The sequence below is a fragment of the Amycolatopsis sp. NPDC059027 genome, from assembly GCF_042739735.1.
GTDB lineage: Bacteria > Actinomycetota > Actinomycetes > Mycobacteriales > Pseudonocardiaceae > Amycolatopsis.
Genome location: NZ_JBHYIK010000005.1, coordinates 37,067 through 62,760, shown reverse-complemented (window position 1 = coordinate 62,760; position 25,694 = coordinate 37,067). Strand labels below are relative to the sequence as shown.

Annotated in this window: 28 protein-coding genes; 21 read left to right on the top strand and 7 right to left on the bottom strand. The window is 69.7% G+C overall.

Features of this window, described 5'->3' with window-relative positions; translation table 11 throughout:
• Positions 1-50: 50 nt before the first annotated feature.
• From ACFWY9_RS05070 to ACFWY9_RS05050, 5 genes are read left to right on the top strand one after another with little or no spacing between them, the layout of a single operon-like run.
• Complete coding sequence (locus tag ACFWY9_RS05070; protein ID WP_378338200.1) at positions 51-1,085, top strand: MCE family protein; 1,035 nt, start codon at positions 51-53, stop codon at positions 1,083-1,085.
• The gene (locus ACFWY9_RS05065) at positions 1,082-2,104 is read left to right on the top strand and encodes an MCE family protein (protein ID WP_378338199.1); all 1,023 of its coding nucleotides are present in this window, start codon (positions 1,082-1,084) and stop codon (positions 2,102-2,104) included. Before ACFWY9_RS05070 ends, ACFWY9_RS05065 begins: the two co-directional genes overlap by 4 nt.
• Positions 2,101-3,285 (top strand): MCE family protein, encoded by a 1,185-nt coding sequence (locus tag ACFWY9_RS05060; protein ID WP_378338198.1) that lies wholly within the window; start codon positions 2,101-2,103, stop codon positions 3,283-3,285. The genes ACFWY9_RS05065 and ACFWY9_RS05060 overlap by 4 nt, the downstream gene beginning before the upstream one ends.
• Positions 3,282-4,532: an MCE family protein gene (locus tag ACFWY9_RS05055; protein ID WP_378338197.1), complete on the top strand. Its 1,251-nt coding sequence runs from the start codon at positions 3,282-3,284 to the stop codon at positions 4,530-4,532. The genes ACFWY9_RS05060 and ACFWY9_RS05055 overlap by 4 nt, the downstream gene beginning before the upstream one ends.
• The gene (locus ACFWY9_RS05050) at positions 4,533-5,771 is read left to right on the top strand and encodes an MCE family protein (protein ID WP_378338196.1); all 1,239 of its coding nucleotides are present in this window, start codon (positions 4,533-4,535) and stop codon (positions 5,769-5,771) included.
• On the opposite strand, the gene ACFWY9_RS05045 is transcribed toward ACFWY9_RS05050, so the two are convergent.
• Positions 5,700-6,788, bottom strand: coding sequence for an AraC family transcriptional regulator (locus ACFWY9_RS05045; RefSeq protein ID WP_378338195.1), 1,089 nt, complete (start codon positions 6,786-6,788; stop codon positions 5,700-5,702). The genes ACFWY9_RS05050 and ACFWY9_RS05045 overlap by 72 nt on opposite strands.
• A 194-nt stretch (positions 6,789-6,982) precedes the next feature.
• Between ACFWY9_RS05045 and ACFWY9_RS05040 the strand changes: the two genes are divergently transcribed.
• The 4 genes from ACFWY9_RS05040 (at position 6,983) to ACFWY9_RS05025 (ending at position 10,171) form a co-directional block, all read left to right on the top strand.
• On the top strand, positions 6,983-7,546 hold the full coding sequence (locus ACFWY9_RS05040) for a DinB family protein (protein WP_378338194.1): 564 nt from the start codon (positions 6,983-6,985) through the stop codon (positions 7,544-7,546).
• On the top strand, positions 7,543-8,082 hold the full coding sequence (locus ACFWY9_RS05035) for a TetR/AcrR family transcriptional regulator (RefSeq protein WP_378325034.1): 540 nt from the start codon (positions 7,543-7,545) through the stop codon (positions 8,080-8,082). The genes ACFWY9_RS05040 and ACFWY9_RS05035 overlap by 4 nt, the downstream gene beginning before the upstream one ends.
• A 19-nt stretch (positions 8,083-8,101) precedes the next feature.
• Positions 8,102-8,869, top strand: a complete 768-nt coding sequence (locus ACFWY9_RS05030; RefSeq protein WP_378325033.1) for an alpha/beta fold hydrolase — start codon at positions 8,102-8,104, stop codon at positions 8,867-8,869.
• 120 nt (positions 8,870-8,989) lie between these two features.
• Positions 8,990-10,171 carry an FAD-dependent monooxygenase gene (locus ACFWY9_RS05025; RefSeq protein WP_378325032.1) on the top strand — a complete coding sequence of 394 codons (1,182 nt, stop codon included), beginning with the start codon at positions 8,990-8,992 and terminating at the stop codon, positions 10,169-10,171.
• A 71-nt stretch (positions 10,172-10,242) separates the two neighbouring features.
• On the opposite strand, the gene ACFWY9_RS05020 is transcribed toward ACFWY9_RS05025, so the two are convergent.
• Positions 10,243-11,148 (bottom strand): class I SAM-dependent methyltransferase, encoded by a 906-nt coding sequence (locus ACFWY9_RS05020; protein ID WP_378338193.1) that lies wholly within the window; start codon positions 11,146-11,148, stop codon positions 10,243-10,245.
• 253 nt (positions 11,149-11,401) lie between these two features.
• On the opposite strand from ACFWY9_RS05020, the gene ACFWY9_RS05015 reads away from it, so the two are divergent.
• Positions 11,402-11,830, top strand: a complete 429-nt coding sequence (locus ACFWY9_RS05015) for a MarR family winged helix-turn-helix transcriptional regulator (protein WP_378325030.1) — start codon at positions 11,402-11,404, stop codon at positions 11,828-11,830.
• Here ACFWY9_RS05015 and ACFWY9_RS05010 read toward each other — a convergent pair.
• On the bottom strand, positions 11,827-12,564 hold the full coding sequence (locus tag ACFWY9_RS05010) for a class I SAM-dependent methyltransferase (protein ID WP_378338192.1): 738 nt from the start codon (positions 12,562-12,564) through the stop codon (positions 11,827-11,829). The two genes, ACFWY9_RS05015 and ACFWY9_RS05010, sit on opposite strands and share 4 nt — an antisense overlap.
• A 94-nt stretch (positions 12,565-12,658) precedes the next feature.
• Between ACFWY9_RS05010 and ACFWY9_RS05005 the strand changes: the two genes are divergently transcribed.
• On the top strand, positions 12,659-13,297 hold the full coding sequence (locus ACFWY9_RS05005) for an NAD(P)-dependent oxidoreductase (RefSeq protein ID WP_378325028.1): 639 nt from the start codon (positions 12,659-12,661) through the stop codon (positions 13,295-13,297).
• 61 nt (positions 13,298-13,358) lie between these two features.
• Here ACFWY9_RS05005 and ACFWY9_RS05000 read toward each other — a convergent pair whose 3' ends face one another.
• Entirely contained in the window at positions 13,359-14,279 is a 921-nt protein-coding gene (locus ACFWY9_RS05000; RefSeq protein WP_378325026.1) for a proteasome assembly chaperone family protein, read from the bottom strand.
• 187 nt (positions 14,280-14,466) lie between these two features.
• On the opposite strand from ACFWY9_RS05000, the gene ACFWY9_RS04995 reads away from it, so the two are divergent.
• Together ACFWY9_RS04995 and ACFWY9_RS04990 are read left to right on the top strand one after the other, a co-directional pair.
• Positions 14,467-14,955 (top strand): PH domain-containing protein, encoded by a 489-nt coding sequence (locus ACFWY9_RS04995; RefSeq protein ID WP_378338250.1) that lies wholly within the window; start codon positions 14,467-14,469, stop codon positions 14,953-14,955.
• The gene (locus ACFWY9_RS04990) at positions 14,952-16,481 is read left to right on the top strand and encodes a PH domain-containing protein (RefSeq protein WP_378325025.1); all 1,530 of its coding nucleotides are present in this window, start codon (positions 14,952-14,954) and stop codon (positions 16,479-16,481) included. Before ACFWY9_RS04995 ends, ACFWY9_RS04990 begins: the two co-directional genes overlap by 4 nt.
• A 55-nt stretch (positions 16,482-16,536) precedes the next feature.
• Here ACFWY9_RS04990 and ACFWY9_RS04985 read toward each other — a convergent pair whose 3' ends face one another.
• The 3 genes from ACFWY9_RS04985 to ACFWY9_RS04975 are packed head-to-tail and all read right to left on the bottom strand — an operon-like array spanning position 16,537 to position 19,813.
• Positions 16,537-17,160, bottom strand: coding sequence for a TetR/AcrR family transcriptional regulator C-terminal domain-containing protein (locus tag ACFWY9_RS04985; protein ID WP_378325024.1), 624 nt, complete (start codon positions 17,158-17,160; stop codon positions 16,537-16,539).
• Entirely contained in the window at positions 17,160-18,773 is a 1,614-nt protein-coding gene (locus ACFWY9_RS04980; RefSeq protein ID WP_378338191.1) for an FAD-dependent monooxygenase, read from the bottom strand. The genes ACFWY9_RS04985 and ACFWY9_RS04980 overlap by 1 nt, the downstream gene beginning before the upstream one ends.
• An 8-nt stretch (positions 18,774-18,781) precedes the next feature.
• Positions 18,782-19,813: an amidohydrolase family protein gene (locus tag ACFWY9_RS04975; RefSeq protein WP_378325022.1), complete on the bottom strand. Its 1,032-nt coding sequence runs from the start codon at positions 19,811-19,813 to the stop codon at positions 18,782-18,784.
• Between the two features lie 115 nt (positions 19,814-19,928).
• Between ACFWY9_RS04975 and ACFWY9_RS04970 the strand changes: the two genes are divergently transcribed.
• The 8 genes from ACFWY9_RS04970 to ACFWY9_RS04935 all read left to right on the top strand — a co-directional run bounded on the left by ACFWY9_RS04970 (position 19,929) and on the right by ACFWY9_RS04935 (position 25,420).
• Positions 19,929-20,708 carry an IclR family transcriptional regulator gene (locus ACFWY9_RS04970; RefSeq protein WP_378325021.1) on the top strand — a complete coding sequence of 260 codons (780 nt, stop codon included), beginning with the start codon at positions 19,929-19,931 and terminating at the stop codon, positions 20,706-20,708.
• Positions 20,709-20,834: 126 nt separating this feature from the next.
• Positions 20,835-21,848 (top strand): ABC transporter substrate-binding protein, encoded by a 1,014-nt coding sequence (locus tag ACFWY9_RS04965; protein WP_378338190.1) that lies wholly within the window; start codon positions 20,835-20,837, stop codon positions 21,846-21,848.
• Positions 21,845-22,609, top strand: a complete 765-nt coding sequence (locus ACFWY9_RS04960; RefSeq protein WP_378338189.1) for an ABC transporter permease — start codon at positions 21,845-21,847, stop codon at positions 22,607-22,609. The genes ACFWY9_RS04965 and ACFWY9_RS04960 overlap by 4 nt, the downstream gene beginning before the upstream one ends.
• A 66-nt stretch (positions 22,610-22,675) precedes the next feature.
• Positions 22,676-23,476 carry an ABC transporter ATP-binding protein gene (locus ACFWY9_RS04955; protein ID WP_378325017.1) on the top strand — a complete coding sequence of 267 codons (801 nt, stop codon included), beginning with the start codon at positions 22,676-22,678 and terminating at the stop codon, positions 23,474-23,476.
• 67 nt (positions 23,477-23,543) lie between these two features.
• Positions 23,544-24,065: a GNAT family N-acetyltransferase gene (locus tag ACFWY9_RS04950; protein ID WP_378325016.1), complete on the top strand. Its 522-nt coding sequence runs from the start codon at positions 23,544-23,546 to the stop codon at positions 24,063-24,065.
• 4 nt (positions 24,066-24,069) lie between these two features.
• Positions 24,070-24,591: a GNAT family N-acetyltransferase gene (locus ACFWY9_RS04945; RefSeq protein WP_378338188.1), complete on the top strand. Its 522-nt coding sequence runs from the start codon at positions 24,070-24,072 to the stop codon at positions 24,589-24,591.
• A gap of 194 nt (positions 24,592-24,785) precedes the next feature.
• A complete protein-coding gene (locus ACFWY9_RS04940) occupies positions 24,786-25,004 on the top strand; it encodes a hypothetical protein (protein ID WP_378325014.1) in 219 nt (72 codons plus the stop codon).
• A complete protein-coding gene (locus ACFWY9_RS04935) occupies positions 24,983-25,420 on the top strand; it encodes a VOC family protein (RefSeq protein ID WP_378325013.1) in 438 nt (145 codons plus the stop codon). The genes ACFWY9_RS04940 and ACFWY9_RS04935 overlap by 22 nt, the downstream gene beginning before the upstream one ends.
• Positions 25,421-25,694 lie beyond the last annotated feature (274 nt).

The following is a 25,694-nucleotide window of genomic DNA, read 5'->3' as shown; positions in this document are numbered from 1 at the left end:
ACCATGCGCCAAAAAGGATTCAACACTGTCTCGCGAAGCGCGGCGATCGCATGAGGGGTATGGCCGGTCCGGTCCTCAAGCTGGCGATCTTCGTCGCGGTCACCGCGCTGTGCACCGGCGTCCTCGCGGTCACGCTGGCCAACACCAGCTTCTCCCCGGAGAACAGCTATGTCGCCCAGTTCAGCGACGTGCTGGGACTCAACCCCGGCGACGACGTGCGCATGTCCGGGGTGAAGGTCGGCTCGGTGACCTCGGTCGAGCCGAAGGATCCGAAGTACGCCGAAGTGCGGTTCAAGGTCGACCGGAGCAGACCGCTGTCGGCCGAGACACGGGCCGCGCTGCGGTACCGCAACCTCATCGGCCAGCGCTACATCGCGCTCGACTCCGACGTCCCCGGCCCCGGCGCGGAACTGCGGCCAGGCGGGACTATCCCGGTCGCGCACACCACGCCCGCACTCGACATGACCGCGTTGTTCAACGGGTTCCGGCCGTTGTTCCGCGCGTTGAAACCCGAGGACGTCAACCAGCTCTCGGGCGAGATCATCCAAGTGCTGCAAGGAGAAGGCGGCACGATCGAGAACCTGCTCTCGCACACCGCGTCCCTGTCGTCCACACTGGCCGATCGCGACAAGGTGGTCGGTTCGGTGATCGACAACCTCAACGCCGTACTGTCCACAGTGAACGCCCACAGTGGACAGTTGACCTCGCTTGTCGACCAGACTCAGCAGCTCGTCTCCGGGCTGGCCGCGCAGCGCAAGCCGATCGGCGACGCCATCACCGGGATGGGCGACCTCGCCGACAGCACCGCCGGACTGCTCGACAAGTCGAGGGTGCCGTTGAAGGACAGCATCGCCGGGCTCCAGTCGCTCGGCAAGAGCCTCAACGACTCCCAGCCCGTCGTCGAGAAGTTCCTCCAGACGCTACCGGGGAAGCTGGAGAAGATGACCGGCCTCGTCGACTACGGCAGCTGGCTGAACTTCTACCTGTGCAACCTCGAAGGCACCGTCGGGCTCGGCTCGCTCAACGTGACCGTCCCGATCCTCCCCCTGCCCGCCACCAGCACATCGCCGAGGTGCAAACCGTGAAGCCGATCAGGGAACGGAATCTCCCGGTGCTCGGCGTCGTGTCGACCGCCGTGATGGCGCTGGCGGTAGTGGTCGCGATGAACGCCGACAAGGTGCCCTTCCTCGGCGGCGGGGGCGTCACCTACGCCGCCGACTTCGCCGAGGCCGCCGGGATCACCGACTCCGCCGAGGTCAGGGTGACCGGGGTGAAGGTGGGCGAGGTCCGCGACGTCACGCTCGACGGCGACCACATCCGCGTCGAGTTCACCGTGCGGAACGTGCCGGTCGGCGACCGGAGCACCGCGTCGATCGAGATCAAGACGTTGCTGGGCCAGAAGTACCTCGCGCTCAGCCCTGCCGGGGACAGCCCGCAGAACCCGCATCGGGCGATCCCCCGTGAGCGGACCCGCGTGCCGTACGACCTCAGCCCGGTGCTCAACGACCTGACCACGACGGTCCAACAGGTCGACACGGCCCAGCTGGCGAAGAGTTTCCAGACCATTTCGGACACCTTCGCGAACACCGGCCCCGGCATCAAATCCACTTTGGACGGAGTAACCCGGCTTTCGGCGGCCATCTCCGCGCGGGACGAGCAGCTCGGCACGTTGCTGCGCAATGCCAGTCAGCTGTCCGGAACGCTGGCGGGACGCGACGACCAGGTCCGGACGTTGATCAACGACGGGCAGGCGTTGCTCACCGAGATCCAGCAGCGCAAGAGCGCGCTCGATCACCTGCTCTCCGCGACGACGTCGCTGGCGAACCAGCTGCACGGCGTCGTCGGGGACAACGCCGCCCAGCTCGGCCCCGCGCTCGACGAGCTGAGCAAGGTCACCGATCTGCTGAAACGCAATCAGGCCAATCTGGAGAACGGTCTGCACAACCTGGCGCCGTTCGCCCGGCTCGGCACCAACGCGCTCGGCAACGGCCGCTGGTTCGAGGTCTACATGTGCGGCCTGCTGCCCCCGGTGGTGAACGCCGGTCCACTGTCGATCAACCCGCAGGGCTGCCTGCCTCCTTCGGCGAAGGGAGACGGCAAGTGAAGACCCGGAAATCAGTGCTCGCCTATCGGATCGGTGCTCTCGTCTGTGTCGCGGTACTGGTGCTGGCCGGGGCGCTGTGGTGGTTCGGCCGCATCGGCGGCGGCACCAAGGTGACCGCGTACTTCGGCAACGCGGTCGGCGTCTACCCCGGCTCCGACGTCCGGGTGCTCGGGCTGAAGGTCGGCGGCATCGACGCCGTGGTGCCGGACGGGCCGGGAGTCCGGATCGAGATGTCCGTACGCAACGGCGTGAAGATCCCGGCCGGGGCGAGCGCGGTGATCGTCGCGCCCACGCTGGTTTCGGACCGCTACGTCCAGTTCACCCCGGTCTACACCGGCGGCGCCGTACTGGCTCCCGGCACGGTCATCCCCCGGGAACGCACCGCCGCGCCCATCGAGGTCGACGACATGGCTCGTAGCCTCGACCAGCTCGTCAGCGCTCTGGGCCCGAACGGGGCGAACACGAACGGCGCCGTGTCGGACGCGCTCAAGACCGGGGCCGGCAACCTCGCGGGCAACGGCGAGAACATCGGGGCGACGCTCAAACTGCTCGGCGATGCGGCGTCCACACTGGACAAGTCGAAGGGCGACCTGTTCTCCACAGTGGACAATCTGGCGAAGTTCACCAAGACACTGGCGGATTCGGACAACCAGCTACGCGGTCTCTCCGGTCAGCTCGCCGACGTCACTTCGTTCCTCGCTTCCGAGCGGCAGGACATGGGCACCGCGCTGGGCTCGATCGCCGGCGCGCTGGGCGAGGTGCACGACTTCATCGCGAACAATCGCGGCCGCATCCAGTCCAATGTGTCCTCGCTGACCGGGATCACCCAGGCGCTGGTCGACCAGCGCGGCGCGCTCGCCGAGGTCATGGACGTGGTGCCGCTGCTGGCGAGCAACGCACTCAACACCTACGATCCGGCGTCGGGAACGTTGCAGGCGCGGGCGAACCTCAACGAGCTGACCAGCCCGCCGATCCTGATGGTGTGCCGCCTGATGAAACAGGGCGCGCCCCCGCAGATCCCCAAGGTGCTGCTGGACGCCTGCGAGAAGCTCGCCCCGGTGCTGGACGGCACGCTCGGGCTACCGTCGGTCGCCCAGGTGCTTTCCTCGGTACAGCAAGGAAAGCTGCCACCACTGCCGCTTCCGGTGATCGACGCGATGTCCCCGGGAGGCAAGCCATGACCTGGAGGGATGTGCTGAAGGACGCCTTCGGTGCACTCAATGCGCTGAAAGCGCCCTTCAGTGCGGCCAACGCACTGAAAGCGTCCTTCAGCACCCGCGCGCTGGCACTGGCCGGGGTGTCGGTACTCCTCGTCGCGACCGGCTGCAGCGGCGGCGTGTACGACATGTCCCTGCCCGGCGGCGCGGATCTCGGCGACCGGCCGTACTCGGTCCAGGTGCAGTTCGGCGACGTCGCCGATCTGGTGCCGCAGGCCGCGGTCAAGGTCAACGACGTGCCCGTCGGCAAGGTCACCGCGATCGAGCTGGGCAAGGACAACCACACGGTCACGGTGAGCGTGACGGTCAACCGCTCGGCCGTGCTGCCCGGCAACGCGACCGCGCGGCTGCGGCAGTCGAGCCTGCTCGGCGAGAAGTACGTCGACCTGTCCCCGCCCGTAGGCCAGGCGGCGCAGGGGCAACTGGCCGAAGGCGCGACGATCCCGGTGAGCCGAACGACCAAGACCGCCGAGGTCGAGCAGGTGCTCGGCGCGGTTTCACTGCTGCTCAACGGCGGCGGGCTCGAACAGGCGCAGACGATCACCAAGGAACTGAACCAGGCGATGTCCGGCAACGAGACCCGGATCCGCTCCCTGCTGTCGAACGTGACTACGCTCGCGTCCACTTTGGACAAACAACGCGAGTCGATCACCAAGGCCGTCGACGGCGTCGCCCAGCTGTCCGCCACGATCGCGAAACAGCGCGGGGACGTGGCGAACGCGCTGGAGAGGCTGACGCCGGGCGTGCAGGTGCTCAACCAGCAGCGGGAGCAGTTCGTCGGCCTGCTGCGGGCGGTCGACAAGCTTTCCGGCGTCGCGGTGGACACGGTGAACCGGAGCAAGGACGACATGGTCGCCGACCTGCGGGCGCTCGCGCCGACCCTGCGTCAGCTGGCCGCGGCGGGCGATTCGCTGCCGAAGTCGCTGGAACTGCTGCTCACGTTCCCGTTCTCCGACGCCGGTCTCGCCGTCATCAAGGGCGACTACGCGAACGCCGAGATCGTCGCCGACTTCAAGCTCGATTCGTTGCTGAACAACTTCGGCCGTTCGGCGCAGCCGATCATTCCCTTGCCCGGCAACACCGCCGGGCCCGATCTCCCCGGGCACGCCGCGCCCCCGGCGTTGCCCCTGCCCGGCGACGCGGCCCCCGCCGCACCACCGGTCCAAAAAGGACTCGGCGGGCTGCTCGGCGCGATTCTGGGAGGTGGCTAGATGTTGCTGCGCCGGGTCAGGATCCAGATCCTCGCGTTCGCGCTGATCGCCGTCGTCGGCATCGGCTACGCGGGCTGGCGGTTCGCCGGGCTGGACCGGCTGTTCGGGCACCGCGGCTATCTCGTCACCGTGCAGCTCGAACGCGGCGGCGGCCTGTTCCCCGGCGCCGACGTCACCTATCGGGGCGTGGGCGTCGGCCGGGTCACCGGCCTGGAGCTGACCGCGGCGGGCGTCGACGCGAAGCTCGACATCAGCCCCGACGCGCCGCGGATCCCGGCGTCGGCGAAGGCCGTGGTGAGCAACCGGTCGGCGATCGGCGAGCAGTACCTCGACCTCCGGCCGGACACCGCGGGCGAGCCGTTCCTCACCGACGGCGCCCGGATCCGGCAGCAGGACACCGCGCTGCCACCGCGCGCGGAGAAGCTCCTCGCCGACTCCGACGCGCTGCTCACCAGCATCCCGACCGACGCGCTGCGCACCGTGGTCGACGAGCTGGACAAGGCGTTCGCCGGGAACGGGCCGGCGATCCAGCAGCTCGTCGACACGACGAACTCCTTCCTGCCGACGGCGACCGAGCATCTGCCGCAGACGACGTCACTGCTCGCGGACGGGAAGACCGTCACGCACACCCAGCGGGACCTCGCCGAGCCGATCACGTCGTTCAGCACCGATGTGCAAACGCTTGCGCGGCAACTGAAGACGTCGGATCCGGACATCCGCAAGCTGATCAACGTCGCGCCGCCGCTCGCCCAGCAGGCGGTCGACATCCTGCGCCAGTCCGGCTCCGACCTGTCCGTGGTGATGGCGAATCTGCTCACCACCGCGGACGTCGTCAAGACCCGGGTCGACGGGCTGGAACAGGCGCTGGTGCTCTACCCGTACGTGCCGGTGGTCGGCAAGGCACTGTTCCCCGGCGACGGCACCGCGCATCTCGGCCTGGTGATCAACTTCTTCAACCCGATGGCCTGCACGAAGGGCTACGAAGCGACGAAGGCGCGTGCAGGCTCGGACACCCAGCCCGCGCCACCCAACCAGCAGGCGTACTGCGCGGAGCCGCCGGGCAGCCCGACCGGTGTCCGCGGTGCGCAGAACGCGCCGTACGGCGGAAAACCCCGAGAAGTCGCCGCGCCCGCGCAGACCGCCGCCCAGCCGGGGACCCCGGCCCCGCTACCCGGCCTGCTCGACGCCGTCGGTGTCGACCTCACCGGACTCGGTGCGCTGCTGGGCCTTCCTGGCTAAGCCGCCTTCGGTGCCGCCCGGCCGATACGAGCCGGGCGGGCTGCCGGTCCAGCGGCGGAACGCGCGGCGGAAGGCGCTCGGCTCGGAAAACCCCAGCCGTTCGGACAACGCGGCGATCGACTCCTCACCGCGGACGAGGCTCGCGATCGCGGCGTCACGGAGGACGTCCTCCCTGATCTGGCTGATCGACGTGCCCTCCTCGCGCAGCAATCGGCGTACGTGCTGAAGGCTCAGCGAAAGGCGAGCCGCGACCTCCCGCGAGGACACCGCGGACGGCGAGTGGCCGCGCAGGCCGAAGGACAGGATGCGGCGCACCTGGTCGACGATGCTGCTGTCGTATTCACGGCGGGCCAGCAGATCCGCCGGCGCGTCGCCGAGGAACCGCAGCAGATCGTCCTCGTCCCGCACGATCGGCGCGGGCAGGACGTCACGGTCGATCGTGATGGCCGCGCAGCCCGCACCGAACCGCACCGGGGCGTCGTAGACGAGGTCGTAGTCCTGCACGTACGGCGGCTCGGGTTGGGGCAGTTCGACCAGCCGCAACCGCACGCGGCTGTTGGCCAGCCAGCCCGCGAACCGGTGCAGCACGAACAAAACCGTGTCGGTGATGATCGTTTCGCAGCACCCGAACTTCTCGACGTCGGCCTCGATACGGCAGGTACCGGGGCCCAGCCGCGTCCGCAGATCCGGCATGCCCGGCACGACCCGGGAGAACTCGCAGCACCGGTCGAGCACCGCGGCGAGGTCCGGCTGGTGGATCATGCCGAGCGCCATCATCCGGAACGTGCCCAGCGGCAGCGGACGCGGGCTGATCCCGAACATCTCGTCGCCGGTGAGCCGCCACAGATCGCGGATCATGGCGCTGGCCTGCTCGACGGTGATCCGCGCGCGGTCGTAGTCGATCAGCGAACGCGCGATCCCGGCCTTCGCCAGCGCCGGCCGGACGTCGATTCCTCGCCGCTCCACGGCACGGACCGCCGAACGCACGAAATGGATCGCCACCGTGTGACCGGCCATGTGTGCTCCCCGTCGGCGTCGCTGCCTCGCGCGGAAACTACCAGCTTCCAGGACGGTCGGGTTAACGACCGACACCGCCGATCCGTGACGGCGACCCCGCTGACCAGGTAATTCGCGATCGAGCGGAGCAGGCTTGCGTGACGAGCCCACGACACACCATAATTCTCCACCAACCAGTTGGTGGGGAGGCAGGTATGGACGTCGACTGGGCCGCGGAACTCGGGGATCAGCTGGACTGGCACTGGCGAGAACGGCTGCGGCCCCGGCTGGCCGGGCTGACCGACGCGGAGTACTTCTGGGAGCCGGTCCCGGGCTGCTGGACCGTGCGGCCGCGTCTTGCCGGCGAGGAACTCGGCGGCGGGCGGTTCACCGCCGACTACGCCGCGCCCGCCCCCGAGCCCCCGCCGGTCACCACCATCGCCTGGCGGCTGGCGCACCTCACCGTCCACGTTCTCGGCAAGCGCTCCGACACGCAGTTCGGCGGACCGCCCGTCCAGTACGACACGTTCCTCTACGCGGGCGACGCCGAGACCGCGCTGGAGCAGATCGACCGGGCGTATGCCGCGTGGTCCGCGGGGATGCGCGCACTCGGCCCGTCGGAGTTGCGCCGTCCCGCGGGCCCGGCCGAGGGCCCGTTCGCCGGCCGTCCGCTGGCGGCGTTGATCCTGCACATCCACCGCGAGGTCATCCACCACGGCGCGGAAATCGCGTTGCTGCGCGATCTGTACCGGGCACGCCGGACGGAGCGGGAGCCGTGACGGCGACGCGGCCCGACCGGCGAGCCGAGATCATCCAGGCCGCGTTCCGTCAGGTGGCCGCGGTGGGGTTCGAGGGGCTGCGGCTCCGGCAGATCGCCGACGACGTCGGAGTCGACCATTCGACGCTGCACCACCACTTTCCCGGCAAGAAGGAGATCGTCGCCGGGGTCGCCGAATACGCGATCAGCCGGTTCGAGGCGCCGGTACCCGAGGGGGCAGGCCCGGCGGAGTCCTTGCGGGCCTATCTGCTTCACCTGCGTGAACTGCTGGCGGATTCGCCGGAGGTGTTCGTCGTGACCGCGGAACTCGACCTTCGTGCTCGCCGGGACCCCATGGTCCGGGAGGTACTGGCGCGGCACGAGGCCAACTGGCGCGGCTCGCTGCACGCGCTGCTGTCCGCGCGGGGCGCGTGGTCGCGCCGGGTGGACGCGGCCTACGCGGTGGAGCTGGTGATCGCGGTGGTCAAAGGCGTCCAGCTGGCACCGGACGCGGCGAGCGCGGCTTTCGCGCAGCTGGACGCCCTGCTCACGAAATAGCCGACAGGAGAACCGCCCGATGATCGATCCGCCCGCGCACCGATTCCGCGGCGACGACGGCTGGGAACTGGCCTACCGCGAAATCGGTGAAGGCCGCCCGCTCGTGCTGCTCCACGGGTTCACTTCCAGCGGACTGCTCTGGCTGCACCAGGGGCCCGCCGCCACGCTCGCCGAGCACGGTTTCCGCGTCATCCTCCCGGATCTGCGCGGCCACGGGGACAGCGCGCGGCCGCACGACCCGGCGGCTTATCCGCCCGATGTCCTTGCCGACGACGGGCTCGCACTGGTCGAGCGGCTCGGGCTCGGCGACTACGACCTCGGCGGGTACTCGCTGGGCGGCCGGGTCGTGCTGCGGATGCTGGCTCGCGGTGCACACCCTGCCCACGCTGTCGTGGCGGGGCAGGGGCTCGGAGCGGTCACCCGCGCGGGCAAACGCGCCAGTCCGTATCGCGCCGTGCTGACCGCTCTCGTCGATGATGTCCCCCTCGAGCCAGGTTCCCCCGAAGCGGAGACCGCGTACTGGATCACCCAGCTCGGCGGCGACCCGCGCGCGCTCCTGCGGGTCCTGGACGCCGATGTCCCGACGTCCCGCGCCGCGCTGTCCCGGATCACGACGCCCACCCTCGTGACGGCCGGTGACCAGGACGGCGGGCACGCGGATGCGGACGCGCTCGCCGCTGCCCTGCCCGGTGCCCGGTTCGACCACGTCCCCGGCGACCACTTCACCGCGTTCACCAGCCCGGAGTTCGCGACCACCGTCCTCGCCTTCCTCGCTCGGCCTTCCTGACCTGGTCAGCGCCGCTGACGGCGGTGGTCAGCGGTCGTCAGCGGTGGTCAGCGCACCGTGCGCCGACGGTCAGCGCGGGCCCGCAGTCTTGTGGTCATCCGAAACCGAAAGGAACCCGAGATGACCACCACCGTGCTCGTGTCCGGCGCAGGCATCGCAGGCCCGGCCGCCGCCTACTGGCTGCACCACCACGGCTTCACCGTGACCGTCGTCGAGACCGCCCCCGCCCTGCGTCCCGGCGGCCAGGCCGTCGACTTCCGCGGCGCGCAGATGGAGTTGTTGCGCCGCATGGGAATTCTCGACGAGGTCCGTCGCCACGAAACGGCGATGGACACGGAGACCATCCTCGACCTCGAAGGCAATCCGGCGATCGAGGTCCCGACCAGCTTCATGAGCGGAGAGGTCGAGATCCTGCGCGGCGACCTCAGCCGCATCCTGTACGAGCGGACCCGTGACTACGCCGAGTACGTCTTCGGCGATCGCGTGACGTCGCTGATCGAGCAAGCCGAGGGTGTCGACGTCACCTTCGCGAGCGGCCGGACTCGCACGTTCGATCTTGTCGTGGGTGCCGACGGGGTGCACTCCGGGGTGCGGGCGGCCGCGTTCGGCCCGGAGGCCGGTTTCCGGCGCGACTCCGGGTTCCAGATCGCCGGGTACACCGTGCCCAACCACCTCGGCCTGGACCACGCGGGACTGACCTACAACGAGCCCGGCCTCGGCGTGCGGGTGACCAGCGCCCGGGACCCGGAGCAGATGCAGGTCGGTCTCGTCTTCGCCGGGGACGGCCCCGGGCGGTGCGGCGCCGAACAGCAGAAGCGCTTCCTCGCCGAGAAGTACGCGGGGATGGGCTGGGAGATGCCGAAGCTGCTCGACGCGCTCGACAGCGCGACGGACCTGTACTTCGACTCGATCAGCCAGATTCACCTCGACCGCTGGTCGAAGGGCCGGGTCGTACTCCTCGGCGACGCCGCCTGGTGCGCCGGTCCCGGTGGCAACGGCACCGGGCTGGGCATGATGGGCGCGCACGTCCTCGCCGGGGAACTGGCGGCCGCGGGTGGCGACCACCGGACCGCGTTCGCGCGGTACGAGGAGAAGATCCGTCCCGCCGCGAAGCTCGGGCAGCGCAACGGGGGCGGGTCGGGGACCTTCCTCGCCCCGCTCACCGAGAAGAAGATCCGGCAGCGCAACCGGATCTACCGGATGATGACCAACCGGCTGCTGGCCGGGCTCTTCGACAAGTTCACGTCGAAGGCCGCGAACATGGTGCGCTGCCAGGACTACCCGAGCCCGGTCGCGGCGTGATGGGGGTAAGGACTCGTGAGCGTTCCGGCCGGGTTGGAAGCGGCCGTGTCGCTCACGAGTCCTCGGTCGGGCTAGCCCCGCTCGGCGCCCGCCTTGGCACCGACCGCGGCGTCCACTGTGGGCACACCGGTGATGCGGACGGTCACCTGGTTGTCGCTGTAGGTGTAGGCCTCGTACTCGTACGCGACGCCGGTGCGCTCGACGTGTTCCATCCAGGCCCGGTACTCGTGCCGTTTCCAGCCGGGGAAGTTGAAGAACTCGTCGAAGTGGACGATGCTCCCCGGCCGCAGCCGCGGGCCCACGAGGTCGAGGACGGTCTTGGCCGAGCTGTAGAGGTCGCCGTCCACGTGCAGGAAGTCGACGTGCCCGGGATGCGTTTCCAGGAAACCGGGCAGGCTGTCGGAGAACAGGCCGACCACCAGCTCCGCGCCGGGGACGTCGGGCAGGTCGTCCCTGGCGAACGCGCCGGCGGGCATGCCGTTGAGCCAGGCCTCGGGAAGTCCCTCGAACGAGTCGAAACCGTAGACCTCGACGCCCCCACGGGCCTTCGCGATCGTGCGCAGCGTGTTTCCGGTGGCGACACCGAACTCCAGCGCCATCCCGCCGGTCGACGGGGCGATCGAGAGCGCGTAGTCGAGTGTCTCGGGCGGACTGCCGAAATGCCGCGCGCCCACAAGGTTCTCGCGGGCGAAGCGGTTGCTCTCCAAAGCCGCGTCCTGATCCCCCGCGTAGACGATGTCGCGGCGGCTGCGGATCTCGAACTCCACCACCCGATCGAGGAGGCGGTCACCCTGACGAATGACCTCCTCGCGCAGTTCGCGCATCTGGTCGTTCAACTGGGCACTCAGCCGGTCCAGCTGTTCGGTGTACGGATCGTGCAACCGAGTGGCCGCCCGGTGCAGGATCCTGCCGACACGGCGTTTCACCGCGGCGCCGACTTTCCTTGCCGATAAACGATCTTCGTGCAGGCCGTCCATTCCGAGACAGTACCTGCAGTACCTGTATCGCGGGGAACCGGCCGTGCTACCAGTGTGTAACGGCCGTGCGCGCTCCGCGCACGGCGTCATCGCACCTCCCGGTGTCCACTGTGTACGGACCACGGGACACCCGGCTTTTCGGGACCACGAAAGCGTTTGCCCCGCGAAGCAGCACCCGAAACGGAACCGTGCTCTCGCTTCACCAGTGAAGCTGGGATGACGCGGACGTACCGGGACTGTCAAGATTGTGAATATGTCCGAGCCCGCCGATCGGCGTCTCTACTTCCTGCTCCAGCGCGCCGCGCATCAGCTGCGCGTAACGGCCGACCGGCGGCTGACCGCCGCGGCAGGGGTCACCAGCGCGCAGGTCGGCGCGTTGTTCGCGGTGCGCGAGCAGCCGAGGCTCACGCAGCGTGAACTGGCCGCGATCCTCGGGCAACGGGAGTCGGCGATCACCGCGATGGTCGGCAGGCTCACCGACGCCGGGCTGCTCGGCAGGGACACCCACCCGAACCAGCACCGCGCGGTCGTGCTCGAACTGACCGCGGCGGGCGCCGAAGCGCTCGACCGGGTGACTCCCGAGATCCAGAAGTTCAACGCCGAGCTGCGCGACTTGCTCGGCGACGACGGCTTCGACCGGACCGCCGATGCGTTGCGCAAGCTGGTCGACTGGAAGTTCTAGGCCCGCGAGACAACGAGACTGAACCCGGCGTCGTACTCGTCCTTGCCCAGCAGTTCGGCGTTGTTCTCGTGCCAGCGCCCGCTGTCGAGGTCCGCCCGCAGGCGCGCGATTCCCCGCTCGACGACCGCGGCCGGTGTCTGGGCGAACGCGGAAGCCGCCTGGCGCACCCGGGGATCCAGATACGCCCCGGGACGCCGCCAGTTCGCGAGGAAGATGCCGTCGGTGAAATCCCACGGCACCGGCATCGGCACCACCACGTCGGTGCCCAGCGCGTCGGCGATGGCGGCGGCCGAGGGACGCGAGAGTTCCAGCCGCAGGATTTCCGGCAGGTAGTCGCGGACCATCCAGAAGTCGCCGACGCGCGCGGTGTCGTAGGCCAGTACGACCCGCAGCGGAGCCACCCGGCGGAGTTCGGCGAGGCCCCGGCGCCAGTCCGTCCAGTGGTGCACGGTCAGCACGGCGAGTGCCGCGTCGGCGGCGTTGTCCACCACCGGCAGCGCTTCCGCGACGGCGCGGACCACGGGCGGCGCACCGGCCGGGCGCTGGCGGATCATCGCGACCGACGGTTCGACCGCGAGCACCGTCCGGCCTGGTGGCGCGTACGAACCAGTGCCGGAACCGACGTCGAGCACGGTGCCGGCGCCATCGAGCGCATCGAGAATCGCGGAGAGCCAACGGGAGTCCGTGCGGCGTTGCGAGGCGTAGCCGACGCCGATCTCATCGTAGAGGGCCATGGACGCACTCTACGGATCTCGTGGCCGGAGCCGCTTTCGTTGCGGTAACCGAGGGTCCGTCGCCTAGCTTCGCCCTCGGAGAGAGGAGCTTGCAGTGAAGATCGTGATTTTCGGGGCGGGCGGACGAGCCGGGCGGCACGCGGTCGCCGAGGCGGTGGCACGCGGGCACGAGGTGACCGCTGTCGTCCGTTCGCCGAAGCGCTACGCGGCCCCGGATGGGGTGACCGTTCTGGCGGGAGACGTCACCGACGCGGACAGCGTCGCCTCGGCCGCCTCGGGCCACGACGCGGCGATCAGCGCGGCGTACGCGTCCGAGCTGGCTTCGGGCGAGTTCTTCCCGGCGGCCGCACGGGCCCTGGTGGCCGGACTCGGCCGGGCCGGGGTAGCGCGGCTCGTCGTCGTCGGGATCGGGTCGATGCTGCGGGACGGCTCCGGCGTCGTCCTGCACGACGCACCCGGCGTCCCCGCCGAGCACCGGGACTTCTCACTCGGCCACGTGGCGGAGTTCGAGATCCTGCGCGCGTGCGACCTCGACTGGCTCGTCGTCGCGCCACCGCCGACATTCCTCGACGACGAAGCCGCGCGCACGGGCCGCTACCGGACCGCGGACGGCGTCGTGATTCCGGCCCCCGGCGACGCGGCGTTGTTCCCCTACGCCGACCTCGCCGTCGCGCTCGTGGACGAGGCCGAAACCCCGGAACACTCCCGCATCCTGCTCGCCGTGGGGCACTGAGGCCAAGGGGCTGAGGCCCCCTACCCGGCACAGTACGGGCAGGGGCCGACGAAAAGCGGGGTCAGCGGTCGGGGTTGTCGCCGCGCTGTTGTTCGGCGAGGAAGCGTTCGAACTGGGAGCCCAGCTCCTCCGCCGTCGGCATGTGCTCGACCGATTCGGCGAGCAGACTGTCCCGTTCGGACGCTTCCATGAACGTGTCGTACTGCCGCTCCAGCGCGTGCACGACGTCGGCGACCTCGTCGGACTCGGCGACCTGCCGGGCGATCTCGGCGTCGGCGACGCTCGCCGCCTCGCGCAGATCGCCCTCCGAGATATTCAGCCCGGTCGCCTTCGTGAGCGCCTCCAGCAGCTTCACCGACGACGCCGGATACGTCGACTGCGCGAGATAGTGCGGCACGTGCGCGGCGAAGCCCAGCGCGTCGTGCCCCCACTGGCCCAGCCGGTACTCCAGCAGTGCGGCGATGCTGCCCGGCACCTGCAGCCGGTTCGGCAGCGGCTGGTGATCCCCGATGAGGTCCTTGCGGGTCGCGTGCGCGGTCAGCCCCAGCGGACGGGTGTGCGGCGCGCCCATCGGGATGCCGTGGAACGCGACGGTCAGCCGCACCGCCCAGCGCTCGACCAGGCTCCGCACCGCGACGCAGAACCGCTCCCAGTCGTGATCCGGCTCCGGCCCGGTGAACAGCAGGAAGGGCGTTTCGTCCGCATCGTGCAGCAGGCGGACGACCAGCTCCGGCGCGTCGTACTCCTCCCAGTGATCCACCGCGTAGGTCATCGTCGGGCGCCGCGACCGGTAGTCGATCAGCCGGTCGACGTCGAACCGCGCGACCACCCGGTGCTCCCCGGAGTCCAGCAGATGTTCGGTGAGCAGCCTGCCCGCGGACCCCGCGTCCATGAATCCTTCGAAGGAGTGCAGCAGCACCGCCCCGGTCAGATCGGGAACGTCCGAGTCCACCTCATACAGATCCTCGGGATCGAGTCCCACTGATCCTCCTGCCGCTCGCTGTCGGTTACGCCGTCCCCCGGTCAACGCGGCGCGCCCCCGCGTCCATTCCCCCTCGGTGACCGTGATGGTAACGCCACGCACTCGAGACCGGATGAGCCGTCGTGACAGTTGTCGTGGTCGCGCCACTCCCCGATGAGGCACGCTGAGGGGCGTGAACGGAGAAACCATGGCGTTGCGCCTGCGCCCGCCGGAGCACCGGGTGAGCCGCAAGGCCATCGGCTACTGGACCGCGACCGCCGGGATCGGCTGGGCCGTCGTCATCGCCGTGCAGGCCGTCATCGTCCTGGCCAGCGACGATCCGCCGTCCTGGCTGTCGGTGACGCTCGTCGTCTCGTGCGTGCTCGGTCCGCTGCACCTCATCGTGATGCCGCAGTGGCGCTACCGCGTCCACCGCTGGGAGGTCACCGGCGAGGCCGTCTACACCCAGGCGGGCTGGCTCAAACAGCAGTGGCGCATCGCGCCGGTGTCCCGCATCCAGACCGTCGACATCGAACGCGACCCGGTGGAGCAGGTGTTCGGACTCGCCAAGATCACCGTCACGACGGCGTCCTCGGCCGGGCCGCTGCGCATCTCCGGGCTCGACCACAAGCAGGCGCTCGCCCTCGCCGACGAGCTGACCAAGCGGACCCAGGCCGTGCGAGGCGACGCGACATGAGCGCGGCCGAAGCTGTGACACCGCCCGCCGAAGGCACCGGCGAAGCGCCGTGGCACCGGCTGGACCGGCGCATGCTGCTCATCCGGCCGGTACTGGACGTCGTCAAGTCCATCCCGGTCCTGTTCGGGGCGCTGATCCTCGGGCACGGCAACAGCTGGCAGTGGATCGGGCTGGTGGCCACCGGCCTTGCCGTGTGCGTCGGCATCTCGCACGTGCTGACCTCGCGCTACCGCGTCACCGGCGAGCAGGTCGAATGGCGTACCGGACTACTGCTGCGCAAACACCGCGCCGTGCCCCGCGACCGGATCCGCGCCGTCGACGTCATGTCCGAGCCGAAACACCGGCTCTTCTCCCTCGCCGCGGTGCGCATCGGCACCGGACGGCACAACCACGGCAAGGGACCGGGCAAGGACGAGCTCGTCCTCGACGCGGTGACCCGGCAGGAGGCGCAGCGGCTGCGCACGCTTCTGTTGCACCGCAAGGCGGAACCGACCACCGAGACGTCCGCACCGCCGGAAACCCTGATCGCCGAGGTGGACAGGCGCTGGCTGCGGTACGCGCCGTTCACACTGTCCGGGCTCGCGGTCGTCGGCGCGATGATCGGCACGATCTACCACTTCGCCCACGAACTGCACATCGACCCGGTCGAGTTCGGCCCGCTGCGCTCGCTCGCCGACCGGATCACCGCCGCACCGCTGTGGCTGATCGTCGTACTCGCCGCGGCCGCGCTGCTCGTGGTCGTCTCCCTGCTTTCGGCGGGCGGGTACGTCCTGTCGTTCTGGAACTTCCGGCTGACCCGCGAACCCGCGGGCACCCTGCACATCCGCCGCGGCCTCGTCACGACACGCTCGGTGTCGATCGAAGAGGATCGCCTGCGCGGCGCGGAGATCAAGGAACCCCTCCCACTGCGCCTGGTCGGCGGGGCCCGCTGCACGGCGATCGCGGCCGGGCTGCACCACGGCAAGCGTGAGGACGGCGGAGGCGGGCTGCTGCTGCCGCCCGCCCCGGCAGCCCGCGTCCACGAAGTCGTCGCGGACGTTCTGGGCGAGGACCCGTTCGGCGCCGGGCTCGTCCGGCATCCGCGCCGGGCACTGCACCGGCGGCTGACCCGCGCGATCTTCGGGACGCTGCTGCTCGCGGCGGCGTTGTCCGGCCTGGCGTGGATCGGCTTCCTGCCGGACTGGCCGTGGATCGCGGCCTGCGCGCTGGTCCCGGTCGCCGCCGTCGTCGGCTGGGACCGCTACCGCACCCTCGGCCACCGGCTCACCGGCCGCTACCTGGTGACCCGCTCGGGCTCGCTGGCCAGGAACACGGCCGCGGTCCGCTGCGACGGCCTCACCGGGATCGTGCTCGACCGCTCGTTCTTCCAGCGCCGCGCCGGGCTCGTCACCCTGGTGGCCCCGATCGCGGCGGGCAAGGGCGGCTACCACGTCGTCGACGTCGCCGAATCCGACGCCCTCGCCCTCGCCGACGCCGCCCTCCCCGGCCTCCTCACCCCGTTCCTCACCGCGCACTCGCGTGATTGAAGGCGTAACTCGCGTGATCACGCGAGATGCGCGGCTGATCACGTGAGATCTCCGGCTAATCACGCGAGTTCGCCGTGAGGCCACGCAGGATCACCGCGAGGCCGTATTCGAAGTGGTCGTCGTGGTGGGGGGCGGGGATGTCGGCGATCGCCTCGGCGGTGTTCGGGTGGAGAGCGGGATCGACGGCGGTTTCGAGTTCGCGGGTTTTCGCGCCGTCGGCGGGCAGTTCGCGCGCGGCCTGTTCCTCCACGGTGTGCCCGACGACGAAGTACACCAGCGTGTCACCGGACCACACCGCCTCCCGCGCCGAAAGACCGCCACGCCGCAGCAACGTCACCATCAGTTCCCCGAACGCCAGCGCGTTCGGCGCCGCGAAGAGCAGACCGGAGAACAACCTCGCGCCGTCCCGCCGGGAAAGCAGCACGGAACGGAGCCGCCGCATCAGCTCCGCGAGCCGTTCGCGCCACTCCCCTTCGACGTCGAAATCCCGCACGACGGCCCCGAGCAGCGACTCCGCCATCGCCTCCAGCAGCATGCGTTTCGTGCGGAAATGCCAGTACGTCGCACCGTTCTGCACCCCGAGCGCGTCCGCGAGCCGTCGCATGGTCAGCTTGTCCAGACCGGCTTCGTCGAGCAGGTCGAGCGCGCCGGCGACCACGGTTTCACGGCTGAGCCGCATCAACTTTCCTTCCAGCCGGTGACGAGCCCGGCCAGACCGTCCGCAGTGTCCATATCGGACGGCGGGGCCGAGCCACGCCATGCTACGTGCAGATCGGGCCGCAGCAGCACGAACGGGTGGCCGTACACCGCCGCGGCGTCGGCCGAGGGCACGTCACGACACCGGAACGGCACGCCCAGCCTGGCGAAAGCCTTGGCCAGCGCGGAGAAATCAGCCTCGGCGCCGACACGGAGCATCGTGTACTCCGCTCCCAAGATATCCTGAACCGGCCTGCCGTCGTCCAGCCAGACGTGGGGTAACCGCGCGCCCGGAGCCGTCGTCGGCTCGTAGGCGAAACAATCCGGGTCGGGCGCGGGCCCGTCGTCGTGGGCGATGATCGGCGAGTCCAGATACCGGTACCCCAGCTCGATCCCGAGCAGGTCGTTGCTCAGCCGCTGCTCCCGGTCCGCCCGTTCCGCCAGCGCCAGCCGCACCGCCTCCCCTGCGGCGCCGGGCTCGGTGATCTCCGGGCGCCACAGGCTCCGCCACGCCAGCCGCCCCAGCGTCGCCTTGCGCGACGCGCCGACGTTGCGGATCCCGACCGGGCGCCGTTCCGCCTCGTACGCGTCCAGCAGACCGGGCCCGCCCCAGCCACGCAGTGTCCCGGTGAGCTTCCACGCGAGATCGACGGCGTCGGCGTGGCCGGTGTTCATCCCGAGTCCGCCCGCCGGGATCATCAGGTGCACCGCGTCCCCGGCGAGCAGCACCCGCCGGTCGCGGTAACGGTCCGCGACCATCAGCCGCTGCCGCCATGTCCCCACGTACTCCGTCCGGTACGCGATCGGGAACCCGACGAGCCGTTCGAACAACGCGGGCATCTCCGCTTCGGCGAGTCCCGAGGCGTTCAGCGAGAACCGCCGCGTGTCGTCCTGCACCACCAGGTACGACGAGAGGCCGTCGGCGAAGTGGTAGTGCCTGCCTTGCCCGATCGGGATGCGCGCGTACAGCTCGTCGCTGACGAACAGCGCCTGACGCATTTCCAGCATCGACTCGCCCCGCAGCCCGATGCCGAGCGCGTGCCGCACGGTGCTGCTCGCGCCGTCGCAGCCGACGAGGTAGGCCGCCCGCACGGACTCCGCCGCGCCGTCCGCGCGCACGATCGTCGCGGTGACCCCGCGCTCGTCCTGCTCGAACGCCGTCAGCTCGTGCCCGAAATCCACACGCGCGCCGGGCAGCGCGTCCACCGCCGCGCGCAGCAACGGCTCCAGCGTGTACTGCGAGATCAGCTGGTACGGCTCGGCGGGACGACTCCCGTCCCGCACCGCGCGATAGGCGGCCTTGAGCCGGTGCACCGACGGGTATTCGTGGTGCACCAGCGGCGGTCTGGTCAGGTTTTCCAGGCAGATGAAGACGTCCATCGGCAGATCGCCGTCAAGACCCGCCGCACGAATTACGTCGACAAGACCGAGTCTGCGGAAATTTTCCATTGTCCGCGCGTTACACCGCTCCATTTTCGGCAACCGGCCGGGCTCGGCGCGTTTGTCCACGACGCGGACACGGATTCCACCGCGTGCCAGGGCGATCGCGAGAGTCAGCCCGACCGGCCCGGCGCCGGCCACCAGCACCTCGGGCATGGCGTCCCTTATCCGGCCGCGGCGGACGCGCCGAGATCGACCAGCCGGGTGACATTGCCGTGGTAGATCGCGTCCCGTTCCGCGTCGGTCAGGTCGAGGGACGCCAGATTTCCGATGGTGGCCCGGATGTAGCCGGGCCCCTGCTCGGGGTCGTAGGGACTGTCCGACGCGAACAGCACTTTGTCCGGCCCGTAAAAGCGGATCACGGTGCGCAACGCGTCTTCCGCTCCGAAAAGCGCAGTGTCGACGTGGAACATCCGGAAGTAGTCGATCGGCCGCCCGGTGAGCGGATACCCCGTGACGTCGGCTTTCTCCGCTTCGGGGGTCCGCGCGCCGAGCTGGTCCCAGCCCGGCCCGACCCGGCCCGCGAAATGCGGCACCATCGCGCCGCCGTGGTGGACGAGGAACTTCAGCCCCGGCCACCGCGCGAGCACGCCGGAGAACACCATCCGCGCCATGAACGCGGAAAGGTCGTACTCCCAGCCGAACGCCCACCAGATCTCGAACCGGGACCGGCTTTCGGCAGGGTAGTCCGGCCAGGCCGCGGTTCGGTTCGGATGCACCTGGACCAGTTTCCCGCTCTCGGACAGGCGCGCCCACAGCGGGTCGAACCGCGGCTCGTCCAGCGGATGCCCGTTGACATGACAGTAGATCTGCACGCCCAGCGCGCCGAGTTCGGTGAAACTGAAATCGATTTCCTCCAGCGCGCGGTCGACGTCGTTGAGCGCGACCGCGGCGCAGAACCCGGCGAACCGGTCGGGATGCCGCGCCACCAGCTCGGCGAGTCCTTCGTTGCCGAGCCTGGCGAATTCCGCGCAGCGCGCGGGCGGGCCGAAGTCCTCCAGCGCGGGCGCGGCGACGTTGATGATCTGGCGGTAGTCGCCGAACTCGTCCATCTGCCGGAAACGCACGCCAAGATCGGTCAGCGCGGGAATCCCCCGGGTACGATTCCGCAGATTCCGCACCGCGGGGACGTCGAGTTCGAAGAACTCCTTGGCGTACCGGGCCGGAAGGATGTGACAGAACGCGTCGATCTTCACCGATCACTCCCTCCGCGCCGGCCCCACTCGACGCTGGTCAGTGTTTTACACATCGTGCTAATTTATTCACTCGATGTGATAGCGAAGGTAGTTCGCGCCGCCCGGAGAGGTCAAGATGTCGCCTGCCGCACGCCCGATCGACAGCGCCGCGCCCCCGCGTCGCACGCCCGGCGCCAGCAGTTCACGAAAGGTCCTGCAACTCCTGCTCGCGTTTTCCGAGCGCCGCTGGGAATGCAGCGTCGCCGAACTCGCCGGGATCATCGGGACCCCGGTCGCCACCACGTACCGCTATGTCGCACTGCTCAAGGAACTCCAGCTGCTCGAGGAGGGCAGAGCGGGGCGCTACCACCTGACCAGCCAGGTGATGCCGCTGGCCCGCGCGGCGCAGCTGGCCAACGACCTCGCCAGGCTCGCCAAACCCGCGATGGAGGACGCCGCCCGCGAGCTCGGCGAAACCGTCATGCTGTTCCAGCAGTTCGGCGACGTCGCCGTGTGCGCGGACCGCGTCGAATGCGACAAGGCCATGCGTTTCACGTTCCAGCCGGGGCATTCGCTGCCACTGGGCACCGGCGCGTCCGGCAAGATGCTGCTCGCGCTGCTGCCCGAGGGCGAGCGCGAACGCCGCATGCCCGCCATCATCCAGCGGCGCGGCGTCGGCGTGCGCGAGGAGCTCCGGCGCGCCATGACCAACCGCTACTCCACCAGCCACGCGGAAATCGACGAGGGCGTGTGGGCCTGTTCGGTGCCGGTGCACACCGCGGGCTCCCGGCCGACGGTGCTCAGCATGGCGGGCCCTGCCGCGCGCATCGGCGACGACCAGAAACGCGTCGCTATCACCGCCCTGCAGGCGTACGCGAATCGCATCCAGAAAGCCGTTTCCTCCTACTCGCTGTGAACGGCGGATTCACCTGTCCGCTATTCGGTCGATTGACGGTCGTAAAGTCCGCACACTAGATTTATTCCGTATTTCACCATTCAGTTCTCACATTGTGCTAAATCTTTTCGACCTCGCGGAGTGCTCGTGCGGAGACCGTGGCTGACCTCCGTGGTCGCGGCCGCCCTCTGCGCGGCCTCGCTGACCGCCTGCGGAACGGCCCACCCGGCCCGGCCGGACAACCTGATCACGATGACCGTCGCCGCGCCGACGGTGACCGACTTCGACGACTACGTCGCGAAGGCGAAAGGCTTCTACGCCAAGCACGGGATCACCGTCCAGCGGGTGCAGACCGGCACCGCGACGCAGTCGGTGCAGTTGCTGGCTACCGGGGAGGTCGACGTCGGCCGCGGCCTGGCCAACACCGTGCTCGCACGCCTGCGCACCGAGAGCGCGCTCGACTTCGTCGATGTCGCGGACACCACCGTGCGGCCACCGTTCGTCATGTCCGCCAAAGGAATCAGCGGTTTCGCCGACCTGCGGGGCACGTCGGTCGGCATCCCGTCGGTGACCGACCAGGCCACCGTCGTCACCCACCAGTTCCTCCAGCGCATGGGCGTCGACCCGGCCGGTGTCGAGATGATCCCGACCGGCGGCACCGGGAACCGGCTCGCCGCGATGAACGCAGGCGGCACGTCCTCGACACTGCTGCTGCCGCCGGTCAACTTCACCGCCGAACAGCAGGGCGCGAAACGGCTCGGCTACCTGCCGGAACTGCTCGGCCCCGGCTACCAGTTCTCGTTCACCGGCGTCGTGGTCCGCGCGTCCTGGGCACGGGACCACCGCGACCAGCTGGTCCGCTATCTCGCCGCCCGCGACGATGCCCTGCGCTGGCTGAACGACCCCGCCAACGCCGAAGAAGCCACCAGGATCCTCGCCGCGGAAACGAAAAGCCCGCCGCAGCGGGCGAAACAGACCTACGAACTGCTGTTCCGCTCGAAGGTCCCGGCCTTCGCCGACCGCATCGGGGTCAGTGTCCCGGCTGGCGAAGGCGTCATCGACGGCCTGCGCCTCGTCGGCCTGCTGCCCGGAAACCCCGTCGACGTCCGGGATTTCGTCGACGATTCCTACGCCGCCGAAGCCAGGAGGACACCGCGATGACCAAGGCACGCACCCGGACGCTGGGCGCGGTGTCGATGCTCGGCGGCATCGCGCTGTGGGAGCTGTTGTCCCGCACCGTGTTCGACCCGCTCTTCCTGCCACCACCCAGCGCGATCTGGACCCGGTTCCTCGACCTGGCCGCCGACGGCAGCCTGCCGCGCAACCTCGGCGTCTCCGCGCAGACGTACCTGCTCGGCCTCGCGTTCGCGATCGCGGGCGGCGTCGTCCTCGGTGTCGTGATGGCCGCGTCGCCGCTGCTCCGCGATCTGCTCGACCCGTGGGTGTCCGCGCTCAACGCGACGCCGGTGATCGCGCTGGCCCCGTTGTTCATCCTGATGCTGGGACTCGGGATCGCCTCGAAGGTCGTGATCTGTGCGCTCGTGATGGTGTTCCCCATCCTGGTCAACACCTTCTACGGCTTTTCCACGACCGATCCGCAGCTGGTCGAGGTCGCCCGCGCCTACGCCGCGACCCGCTGGCAGAACTACGTCAAGATCAAGCTGCCGATGGCCTTGCCGATGGTGATCGCCGGACTGCGGCTCGCCGCGGCACACGGCCTCGTCGGCGTGGTCGTCTCGGAACTGTTCGGCGCGAAGGCCGGAATCGGTTTGCTGATCCAGAGTTCCGCCGAAACCTTCGACACCCGGGCACTGTTCGTCGGAGTGGTGGTGCTCGGCATCGTCGGGGTCGCGATCACCTACGCACTCGCCGCCGTGGAACGGCGAGTGGGGCGGTGGCGTGTTGTCCAACAACAGGAATAAGGGGGAGAGGATGAGCAGGGGGACGCGCATCACGAGTACGGGGAAACCTACTTCGGGCGGAGGCAAGTGAATTCCGCGAAACTGCGGCTGGAGAATCTGGGCAAGATCTTCCGGCGCAAGGGATCCGAGGTCGAGGCGCTGCACGGCCTCGACCTCGAGGTCCCGGCCGGCGAGTTCGTCTCGGTTGTCGGCGCGTCGGGCTGCGGCAAGAGCACGCTGCTGCGGCTGGTGGACGGGCTGATCCCGCCCACCACCGGCATGGTGACGTTACACGGCAGGCGGGTTTCGGGTTCGGGGCCGGACCGCGCGCTCGTCTTCCAGCAGGACCGGCTGCTGCCGTGGCGCACCGTCGAGCGGAACATCGGGCTGGGCCTCGAATTCCAGGGATTGTCCAAAAAGGAGTGCGCGGAGAAGGCGGCGGAACTGCTCGACCTGGTCGGGCTCCCCGGCTTCGCCGGCGCCTACCCGCACGAGCTGTCCGGCGGGATGCGCCAGCGGGTCAACATCGCCCGCGCGCTCGCCGTCGACCCGGACGTTCTGCTGATGGACGAGCCGTTCGCCGCGCTGGACGGCCAGACCCGCGAGCTGATGCAGGGCGAACTGCTGCGGATCTGGCAACGGCGTTCGAAAACCGTGCTGTTCGTCACCCATCAGGTCGACGAGGCGGTGTACCTGTCCGACCGGATCGTGGTGCTCACCGCGCGGCCGGGCCGGGTCAAAGCCGTCCTCGACGTCGCGCTGCCACGGCCGCGCACACTGGCCACGAAGCATTCGCCCGAGTTCGGCTGGCACGTCGAGCAGGTGTGGAGCCTGATCGAGGGCGAGGTCCGGCAGTCGATGGAGCGGGAACTGCGGCACGAACGCTGAGGACCGCCGCACCAACGGATGGCTGAAAGGGTTCGCGCGGCGGCGGCGAACGCGGTAGGACTGTGAGGTGATCCGTTCCGCTTCCCGCGAGGACCTCCCCGTTCTCCGCGACATCGAGCGCGCCGCGGGTGCCCCGTTCCGCGAACTCGGCATGACCGCGATCGCCGAGGACGAACCACCGTCGATCGAGGAGCTGGCCGCGTTCCAGCAGGCAGGCCGCGCCTGGGTCTGCACCGACGAGCACGACCGCCCGGTCGCCTACCTGCTCGCCGAGGTCGTCGACGGGTTCGCCCACATCGAGCAGGTCTCGGTGCGGCCGAGCCACGCCCACCGCGGGCTCGGCCGTTCGCTGATCGATGTCGTGGACACCTGGGCCGCCGAGCACGGCCTCGCCGGGCTCACGCTCACGACCTACGCCACCGTCCCGTGGAACGCGCCGTACTACCAACGGCTGAACTTCGAGATCGTCGACGACGCCGAGCTGAGCGACGGGCTCCGCACCATCCGGCGGCACGAGGCGGCACGCGGTCTCGACGCCTGGCCCCGGGTCGCGATGCGCCGCACTCTCGACGTCCACAGTGGACACTAGGCCGATGAACGCGACCACCATGACCTGGCACACCCGGCCCGAAACGGCCGCCGACATCGCGGCGATCCACGAGATCAACGTGGCCGCCTTCCCCACCCGCGAGGAGGCCGACCTCGTCGACGCCCTGCGCGCCGACCCGGACGCGTGGCTCGACGGCCTGTCCTTCGTCGCCGAGACACCGGACGGCACTCTCGCCGCACACGCCCTGTACACCCGCTGTCACGTCGACGACGCTCCCGCGCTGTGCCTCGCGCCGTGCGCGACGCTGCCCGCGTTCCAGCGTCAGGGCGCGGGTTCGGCGGCCATCCGCGCCGGGCTCGAAGCCGCGAAGGCGCGGGGCGAGAACCTCGTGCTCGTGCTCGGACACCCCGAGTACTACCCGAAGTTCGGCTTCGCCCCGGCCTCGCGGTGGGGTATCCGGCCCTCCTTCGAGGTGCCCGACGACGCGATGATGGCGCTGGCCCTCGACCCGGCGCGCCCGGCGCCCTCGGGCGTCATCCGGTACCCGGCGGCGTTCGGGATCTGAGCCTGCTCGCTCGGGCGGGGGACCCCGGGTAGCGAAGATCGTCGAACACATGTTCTACTGGGCGCGCCGGTCCCGGAGGGGGAAGCTCCGCGGGCCGGCTCCCAGACACAGGAGGCAGCGTGGGCATACCATCGCGAAGCACCGCTCACGCTGCCGACCGGGTGCGGGTGTCCCGCAAGAACACAGGAGGCAGCGTGGCGGTCAAGATCACCCATCTCACCAACGGCCAGCAGGTCCGCTTCGCCAACGCGGACGGTGCGCGCCGGTACGCCGAGATCATGGGCGGCGGCGTGGACAAGTGGCGGTTCACGGTGGTCCCGGCCGATCGACCCGCGGGCTTTCCGGCTGCCTCTCTCCAAGAAATGTCGGTGCCGGTGGTTAACGTCCCGGTATGGCGTATGACTTCCAAGTGACCGTGGACGCGGCCGACCCACACGTGCTCGCCGACTGGTGGGCGGAGACGCTCGGCTGGCAGGCGGAGCCGACCGACGAGGCGTTCATCCGCGAGATGATCGCCAAGGGCTATGCGACGGAGGACGAGACGAGGACGTACAAGGGTGCCCTCGTGTGGAAGGCCGGCGCGGCGATCCGACATCCGGATTCGCCCCCGGAGGGCCCGCCAAAGCGCGTGCTCTTTCAGCTGGTCCCGGAGGCCAAGACGGTGAAGAACCGGGTGCACCTGGACGTCTGGGTCGGCGCGGCGAACGTCGAGGAGCAGCGGGAGAAGCTCACCGCGCGGGGCGCGACGTTCCTGCACAGCGGCAGGCAGGGCCCGCACAGCTGGGTCACCATGACCGATCCGGAGAACAACGAGTTCTGCATCTCGTGACGCCGGGCATGTGTCCCGGACGACGCGTTCGGGACGTGTGCTTGGGGGCGCGTCGCGAGGTGCCGAGGGACGCCTTCGGTGCGTCAGCCGCACCGAGGGACGCCCTCGTCGCATTGCGGCGGCACGACTGGACCGTTCGCGACATCACGACGTGACGAAGGGACCTTTCGTCGCACCGGACACGAAGAAACTACCCTTCGCTCCACCCCCGGGCGCGGAAAGGCCGACCGCTAGCGTCCCGAACAACCCCTTGCGAACGCGCAACTTCCCCAAC

What these genes read in the sequence shown, in the direction of transcription:
- ACFWY9_RS05070 (WP_378338200.1), top strand. Translation starts at nt 51, where the DNA reads ATGAGGGGTATGGCCGGTCCGGTCCTCAAGCTGGCGATCTTCGTCGCG.
- ACFWY9_RS05055 (WP_378338197.1), top strand. Translation starts at nt 3,282, where the DNA reads ATGACCTGGAGGGATGTGCTGAAGGACGCCTTCGGTGCACTCAATGCG.
- ACFWY9_RS05050 (WP_378338196.1), top strand. Translation starts at nt 4,533, where the DNA reads ATGTTGCTGCGCCGGGTCAGGATCCAGATCCTCGCGTTCGCGCTGATC.
- ACFWY9_RS05045 (WP_378338195.1), bottom strand. Translation starts at nt 6,788, where the DNA reads ATGGCCGGTCACACGGTGGCGATCCATTTCGTGCGTTCGGCGGTCCGT.
- ACFWY9_RS05040 (WP_378338194.1), top strand. Translation starts at nt 6,983, where the DNA reads ATGGACGTCGACTGGGCCGCGGAACTCGGGGATCAGCTGGACTGGCAC.
- ACFWY9_RS05030 (WP_378325033.1), top strand. Translation starts at nt 8,102, where the DNA reads ATGATCGATCCGCCCGCGCACCGATTCCGCGGCGACGACGGCTGGGAA.
- ACFWY9_RS05025 (WP_378325032.1), top strand. Translation starts at nt 8,990, where the DNA reads ATGACCACCACCGTGCTCGTGTCCGGCGCAGGCATCGCAGGCCCGGCC.
- ACFWY9_RS05020 (WP_378338193.1), bottom strand. Translation starts at nt 11,148, where the DNA reads ATGGACGGCCTGCACGAAGATCGTTTATCGGCAAGGAAAGTCGGCGCC.
- ACFWY9_RS05015 (WP_378325030.1), top strand. Translation starts at nt 11,402, where the DNA reads ATGTCCGAGCCCGCCGATCGGCGTCTCTACTTCCTGCTCCAGCGCGCC.
- ACFWY9_RS05010 (WP_378338192.1), bottom strand. Translation starts at nt 12,564, where the DNA reads ATGGCCCTCTACGATGAGATCGGCGTCGGCTACGCCTCGCAACGCCGC.
- ACFWY9_RS04995 (WP_378338250.1), top strand. Translation starts at nt 14,467, where the DNA reads ATGGCGTTGCGCCTGCGCCCGCCGGAGCACCGGGTGAGCCGCAAGGCC.
- ACFWY9_RS04990 (WP_378325025.1), top strand. Translation starts at nt 14,952, where the DNA reads ATGAGCGCGGCCGAAGCTGTGACACCGCCCGCCGAAGGCACCGGCGAA.
- ACFWY9_RS04985 (WP_378325024.1), bottom strand. Translation starts at nt 17,160, where the DNA reads ATGCGGCTCAGCCGTGAAACCGTGGTCGCCGGCGCGCTCGACCTGCTC.
- ACFWY9_RS04980 (WP_378338191.1), bottom strand. Translation starts at nt 18,773, where the DNA reads ATGCCCGAGGTGCTGGTGGCCGGCGCCGGGCCGGTCGGGCTGACTCTC.
- ACFWY9_RS04970 (WP_378325021.1), top strand. Translation starts at nt 19,929, where the DNA reads ATGTCGCCTGCCGCACGCCCGATCGACAGCGCCGCGCCCCCGCGTCGC.
- ACFWY9_RS04960 (WP_378338189.1), top strand. Translation starts at nt 21,845, where the DNA reads ATGACCAAGGCACGCACCCGGACGCTGGGCGCGGTGTCGATGCTCGGC.
- ACFWY9_RS04945 (WP_378338188.1), top strand. Translation starts at nt 24,070, where the DNA reads ATGAACGCGACCACCATGACCTGGCACACCCGGCCCGAAACGGCCGCC.
- ACFWY9_RS04935 (WP_378325013.1), top strand. Translation starts at nt 24,983, where the DNA reads ATGGCGTATGACTTCCAAGTGACCGTGGACGCGGCCGACCCACACGTG.